Source organism: Rhodococcus sp. MT28 (assembly GCF_058792695.1).
This window is the reverse complement of record NZ_JBXAFD010000013.1, coordinates 69,215-75,278: the sequence shown is the minus strand read 5'-3', so window position 1 is coordinate 75,278 and position 6,064 is coordinate 69,215. Positions and strand designations below refer to the sequence as shown.

At 60.7% G+C, this 6,064-nt stretch carries 7 protein-coding genes; all 7 read right to left on the bottom strand.

The window, feature by feature from the left end:
* Positions 1–163: 163 nt before the first annotated feature.
* On the bottom strand, positions 164–493 hold the full coding sequence (locus AC1Q6C_RS29430) for an ArsR/SmtB family transcription factor (RefSeq protein WP_030538015.1): 330 nt from the start codon (positions 491–493) through the stop codon (positions 164–166).
* Positions 494–816: 323 nt separating this feature from the next.
* Complete coding sequence (locus AC1Q6C_RS29425) at positions 817–1,536, bottom strand: YwaF family protein (protein WP_047270644.1); 720 nt, start codon at positions 1,534–1,536, stop codon at positions 817–819.
* A gap of 88 nt (positions 1,537–1,624) precedes the next feature.
* Positions 1,625–2,044: a QcrA and Rieske domain-containing protein gene (locus AC1Q6C_RS29420; RefSeq protein WP_047270587.1), complete on the bottom strand. Its 420-nt coding sequence runs from the start codon at positions 2,042–2,044 to the stop codon at positions 1,625–1,627.
* Positions 2,041–3,303 (bottom strand): ZIP family metal transporter, encoded by a 1,263-nt coding sequence (locus tag AC1Q6C_RS29415; protein WP_021334393.1) that lies wholly within the window; start codon positions 3,301–3,303, stop codon positions 2,041–2,043. Before AC1Q6C_RS29415 ends, AC1Q6C_RS29420 begins: the two co-directional genes overlap by 4 nt.
* Complete coding sequence (locus AC1Q6C_RS29410) at positions 3,300–4,367, bottom strand: multicopper oxidase domain-containing protein (RefSeq protein WP_003944615.1); 1,068 nt, start codon at positions 4,365–4,367, stop codon at positions 3,300–3,302. Before AC1Q6C_RS29410 ends, AC1Q6C_RS29415 begins: the two co-directional genes overlap by 4 nt.
* A gap of 240 nt (positions 4,368–4,607) precedes the next feature.
* Positions 4,608–5,135, bottom strand: a complete 528-nt coding sequence (gene lspA / locus AC1Q6C_RS29405) for a signal peptidase II (RefSeq protein ID WP_003944660.1) — start codon at positions 5,133–5,135, stop codon at positions 4,608–4,610.
* Positions 5,132–6,052: a cation diffusion facilitator family transporter gene (locus tag AC1Q6C_RS29400; RefSeq protein WP_003944635.1), complete on the bottom strand. Its 921-nt coding sequence runs from the start codon at positions 6,050–6,052 to the stop codon at positions 5,132–5,134. Before AC1Q6C_RS29400 ends, lspA begins: the two co-directional genes overlap by 4 nt.
* Positions 6,053–6,064 lie beyond the last annotated feature (12 nt).

Here is a 6,064-nt window from a genome sequence, read left to right as displayed (position 1 = left end):
GCCACCGGGGAGAACCCGTGGCCACCAGCGGGGAGAACTACTGGCCGCCTACGGGGAGAACTTCGTGGCCATTGACAGTGCGCGGAGGACATTTCACGCTCGTACAGTGCGCGAACTGCGGTGGTCGGCGTAGACATGGCGGTTCTCCCTATTCGTGACACGGTCAGCAGCAGCCTTCGGCATCCGATTTCGGGCACAGAGTGGGGTCGACGGCGAGGACGAGGTCCATCAGCTGGCCGAGGGTGTCCCCGATCCGTGGATCGGCCAGCTCGTAGCGCGTTCGGCGGCCCTCGGGGACGGCGACGACGAGTCCGCATCCGCGCAGGCAAGCGAGGTGATTCGAGAGAATCTGACGCGAGACCCCGATCTGGTCGGCGAGGTCCGACGGATACCCCGGGGTCTCCCGCAGGCTGAGCAGTACCTGGGTTCTCGTCGAGTCCGAGAGGGCGTATCCGAATCTTGACAGTGCGTCCCGATGCAGCAAGGTATCCATATCAACCATAATACAGAAAATTATGAATACAGGAAATAGTGAATAATATGCGGTATGTCGACAGACGACTCTCGTTATAGGTGTCGACGATGGGATCAAGCACGTGCCGACGAACTCGCGTGGGTGAAACTCCGAGGCGCCGCGAGTCGCCGATCGGAGCGTGCGCCGCCCACCGGATCCACAGACCGGTTGAGCAATCACATCTGCCGCTCTCGTTGGCCTGCCACTGGGCTGCCTGGCAGTTCTGTTGGGCGGGACTCTGTGCAGATTGTTGTTGTGAAAGCAGTCCAGTGTCAGGGGTGCGAAGGTCGAGCGAGGGCGGGCTAGCCCATAGGTTGATCCGCGGCATCCTTGTCGAGACTCCCGTCTCTCTCCCACGGCCACGTCATCAGAGCCCAGATGACGAATACGATGGTCATCCCAGAAAACAGATATACCGGCCACGGACCCATCAGATCCAGCAGCGATGCGGTGGAAGGTTTGGCGTTGAGAAAGCCGTAGTTGGTATCGGCGACGCGATTGAAGATGAAAGTGACTATCGCCCATGTGAGCGTGACCAGCACCGCGAGGCGGTAGCTGCGCCATGTAGGTCGCATTCTCCGGCCCCACGTGAGATAGATCGCGGCCCAGACGACAAACAGGTGAATCGCCCAGAAGGCAAGAAACTCGTAACCGGGGAAGTCTGGCCCGGCCAGAGCCGGTGAAATCAACGCCTGCGTACTCAATACAAGCCCCCAGTAGTAGGTGAGGGCGAACGGCCAATGTCGGTGCGACCACAATGCGTAGATCGCGGACACTGTCGCGAGATCGGTGAGTTGTAAGGGTACGGATCCTCCTAGCGTGGGCGAGGACAGCGAGTAGAGCACCGCCGAGCCGTATATCACCGCCAGTATTCCGCCGAGGACGCGGCTGAGGTGGCGAGCTTGCACCTCGGTCTGTCTACGTCCCGCCCAGATCAGAAACACAGAACCCACGACAAACAGAGCGATGACGGCCCAATGCGATAGGCCGTACGCCGAAAACTCGGGTTGCGCAGAGTACACATCTCTCACTTCCTCGGCGCCGCCGAACGCACTGCTCCGTGACAACCTTCGCAGATGGCTGTTCCAGTTCGGAAGTGCCGTTCTCCGGTTAGTTGACGATGATCGTGTCCCCAGTGAGAGAAAGGGGGTAACTGTTTAGGGACTTCTGAGCAGGTCTTTGCACGACCGAGCCATCGACGATGGAGTATCGGCTGCCATGACATGGGCAGTTGATCGTTCCATCGCTGACCTCGGAGACTACGCATCCCTGGTGGGTACATACCGCAGAGAAGGCTTGGAACACGCCTTCCTGCGGCTGGGTTATCACGACTTGCTCGTCCGCCAGAATGACTCCGCCGCCGACAGGAACCGCTGATATCGGAACCTCGGCACTGCCCAGGGTTACGCCGGGTGCCTTGCTGTTGTTCTGGGTGCTACATCCGGCGACGGCGAGACAAGTTGTTGCGCAGGCTGTGAGGAGGACCGTTCGGCGCCCGACCTTGATGTCGGATGGATCGATCGTGCTCATGCGGGGACCACCAAACCAGTGAGAAACATCAGGAGTATTCCGACGCCGACGCCGACGAGGACCATCGGATCCAGGTCCGAGCGGCCTTGTGTGCGCAGGGACGGTGCAATTTGGATGACGACTTGAATGATTGCCCCGACGCCGACTCCGAGCAGCAACGCAGATACTTCACGGTTGTCGACGCCCGCCCCGATAACAGCACCGAGGATTGCCGGCGCACCCGCGATCAATCCCAACCCCAACAAGGTCAGCAGGGGGGTGCGTCGCCGAGCCAACGGTGCGATGATCGCGAGCCCCTCTGTTGTGTTGTGCAGGGTGAATCCGATAACGAGGAACGCGCCGAGCGCAAGCTCACCTACCGCATACGCGGATCCGATCGCGAGGCCTTCTCCGAGATTGTGCAATCCGATGCCGATGGAAATCATCAGTGCCAGTCTGAGTTCGGATGCGCCTGTCGTACCGGCTGGGCGTCTTCCGCGCAGGTATCGGTCGATGCACGTGAGCGTCAGGAAGGCGATCGCCGCGCCGAGAACGACGAGAGTGCCGCCGCCGAAGGCTCCGCTCGAGGCTGCTGCCAGTTTGAACCCCTCGCTCGTGCCGTCGAAGATCAAAAAGGCGAGCAGACCGACCGTGACGGCCAGCACGAATCTGACTGCCCTGACGCCGGCGCCCCGCATCACAGGCAGCAAGAGCATCCCGAGCAGGACCGGGATGACTCCGACGTATGTGCCCAAGAGAGCCATCAAGCCGAAGAACGCCACTCCCGGGGCGGGAGTTGCTACGGCAGCGGGAATTTCGTGTTCGATGACCAACCCTGTGGAGGTGAGCATCGAGACGAGGTACGGCTGTCCGGTGATCCACGGGTAGTCGAGGGTGATCGTCTGGGACTCGAGTCTGCCGATGGGATCTGCAGCTCCTACCAAATCGACGAATGTGTCGTTCACGGCAACTTGCGCGACGGTCACCGCGTCGGGGCCGGTGTTGCGTAGCGTCAACGTGATTCGGCCTGGTTCGAGGGCAGTTCGTTCGACGGAGATGTTCTCGATCGGTGGGCCGGTGCGTTCGGGGAGACTTTGTCCTGCGAGCATTGCCAGCGCAGTCAGGGCGATGACGATGATCGCGAGCACTGCGGCGCCTCGGAGCCAAAGGCCGGTGCGCGATGCGTCGCTTTGAGCGGACCCTGTCTGCGCGGAACCCGCAGCGCCAAGGGAATTCTCATGAGTGCTCGTCGGAGAGGGAGGATCAGGGGTGCCGGTCATTCGGTCACCTCGAAGAATCCCATCCAGCCCAGATCTGCGAATTCGGTTTTGTGGGCGTGGAACATGTACTTGCCCAGGTAGGGAAAGCGCAGTTCGCATATTCCGCGCTGACCTTGGGCCTGGATGATCGTGTCCGTGAATTCGCTGGGCTCGAGGCGTGTTCCGGTCGGGTAGTAGTCGAAGAAGTTTCCGTGTAGGTGGAAGCTGTTGATCGGGTCGTATTCGAGGATGTTGACCAGGTAGATGCGAACCAGTTCGTCTCGTTTCACCTGTACAGGTTCGTGCATGTAATGGAACGGGATGCCGTTGACGGCGTAGAGCTGGTTTCCTTGCCCGTCGAATGTGGTGTTGTAGCCGTGCATCACCATCACCATTTCGTCGGCCGCAGGGCGCCCCTGAGCTGGATCGACGATGAACGTGCCGTACATGCCGCGGGCGATGTGCTCTGCCAGTGGATTGACGTGGCAGTGATAGAGATGCAATCCGAAAGGGATGGCATCGAATTCGTAAGTGAATGATTCGCCCGGCTCGATGATTCCCCGCCCCACCCCGGGAATTCCGTCCATTTCAGCGGGATGGATTCCGTGAAAGTGCATCGTGTGTGGGTGCGCGGAGCCGTTGACGAACTTCACTCGGAGCCGGTCTCCCTCACTGCATCTCAACGCGGGACCCGGAATGCGGGAGTTGAAGGTCCACGCCGGAAAATAGACTCCTGGTGCTACCTCGATCTCTTCGTCGGCTGCGAAGATCTCCCACTCGCGTAGCGTTCGACCGTCAGGCAATTCGGAGGTCGTCCCGTAGTCGAAGTCCCGCAGCAGTGCCGTGGGATGAAACCCGTTGGCAGTGTGGTTCACCTGCTGACCGGCCCGAAAGGTCGCGCCGCTCGTGCCGCCGTGACGGACTCCGCCGTCTCCGTCAGGTGCGGCGGTACTCGGGTTGGTGTTTCCGGGATGCTCGGTAGGCGATGCGCCCGCAACTCTTCCTGCGTTCATCATGAGTCCGGCTGATCCGGCGAGCGCCCCACCGATCAACAATTGTCGCCGCGACGGTGCGCTCATGGCCACCCGACCGAAGCATCGACATTCCTGACAGTCACGAGAGTCACACCTCAAAGTTTGTCATGCCAAACTTTATTTTCATAGACACCAAACTATCCGAACGCATTCGACCGAAAACAGGCGGACCACGCGAATTTTCGACGAGTGGGGGCGTCGTGGTTTCGCCACCTCGAACCGCAGAAGTTCGCAGAGATGGACTGCTTCCCTGCTGACAGCGCTCCGGCTCCCTCCTCGCTCCGAGTCAGGTCACACGGATTGCGGACGCTGAATCTCACGTTCGGACCCGCGCGAGGATTCGACCAGCAGCGACACGACGACCAGGATGAATCCACAGGTGAGGTAGGTATCGGCAAGATTGAAGGTGGGCCACCAGCCGGTGTGGAAGTAGTCGGTGACCTTCCCGTCGAGGGCTCGGTCGACCACGTTGGAGGCAGCTCCGGCGACAATCAGAGCGAAACCGATCACAGCCACCCCACGACTTTGCGGGACACTCCGCCAGGCGTATACGGCGATTCCCATGGTGGCGAGGCCGGTAAAGGCGATGATGACGGCACTCGGCAGCTGATTACCCAGACTGAAGGCGACACCACTGTTGTATGCCAGCCTCAAACTGACGACGCCCAGATCCATCTCGTTGACCCCGGACAGGTGCTTCCGCGCAACGGGCTCAATCGTCAGGGCGACGACGACCGAAACGAGTACCGTCGTAGCGAAGAGAATTCGTCTCTTGTGATGGGCGGATTTGTCGTTCGTGGTCACCTCGTTGGTACTCACCACGGAAGCTCCTGGCAACGCCCGTCACCCGCGGCGGGTTCTACCTGCAGGGTCGCGTGAACGAGATTGAACTGGGTGGCCAACAGATCCTGGGCAGCAGCGAGAACCTTGGTCGGATCGGACTCCTCGTCGATCGTCAGATGCGCCGACGCAACTTCCATGCCCGATGTGAGCGTCCAGATGTGAAGGTCGTGGGCGTCCTTGACCCCGGGGATCCCCTGCAAGGCTTGCGTCACCTCGGTGATGCTCACGCCGGCGGGGGCGTGCTGGAGCAGGATCCGCAGGGCATGGCGGCCGAGATTGTAGGCACGCGGTAGGACGAACAAGCCGATCGCAACACCGATCACCGGATCCGCGTACCGCCATCCGAAGATCAGTGTGACCAATCCGCTGATCAGGACTCCAACGGACCCGAGCATGTCAGCCATGACCTCGAGATAGGCGCCCCGGACGTTGATGCTTTCCTTCGCCCCGCTGCGAAGCAGCAAGAATGCCGCGATGTTCATCACGAGGCCGACGACAGCGACGATGCTCACCGGGAGTCCAGGGACCTCAGGCGGATCGGAAAGTCGACCGAGAGCTTCGTAGAGAACCCATCCGGCGACACCGAACAGGAGTAGGGCATTGAACAAGGCAGCGAACACCTCCGCCCGGTACATACCGAACGTGCGATCCGGGCGCGATCGCGCTCTTTGCGCAAGCAAGATAGCGGTCAATGCCATGAGGATGCCGAACACATCGGTGAAGACGTGTGCGGAGTCGGAGAGCAGGGCGAGCGATGACGTGGACAACCCCACGATGACTTGCGTGACGAACGTGACCAGACCGAGCCCGACGGCTATCCATAATTTGCGGACATGTTTACCCGATGCACTCGCAGCTTGTTCCGCAACGCCGTGCCCATGGCCGTGACCCATCTCGATATGCCC

Bases quoted from the DNA above. Each gene is read 5' to 3' on its own strand.
- AC1Q6C_RS29430 (WP_030538015.1), bottom strand. From the start codon at position 493: ATGGATACCTTGCTGCATCGGGACGCACTGTCAAGATTCGGATACGCC.
- AC1Q6C_RS29420 (WP_047270587.1), bottom strand. From the start codon at position 2,044: ATGAGCACGATCGATCCATCCGACATCAAGGTCGGGCGCCGAACGGTC.
- AC1Q6C_RS29415 (WP_021334393.1), bottom strand. From the start codon at position 3,303: ATGACCGGCACCCCTGATCCTCCCTCTCCGACGAGCACTCATGAGAAT.
- AC1Q6C_RS29400 (WP_003944635.1), bottom strand. From the start codon at position 6,052: ATGGGTCACGGCCATGGGCACGGCGTTGCGGAACAAGCTGCGAGTGCA.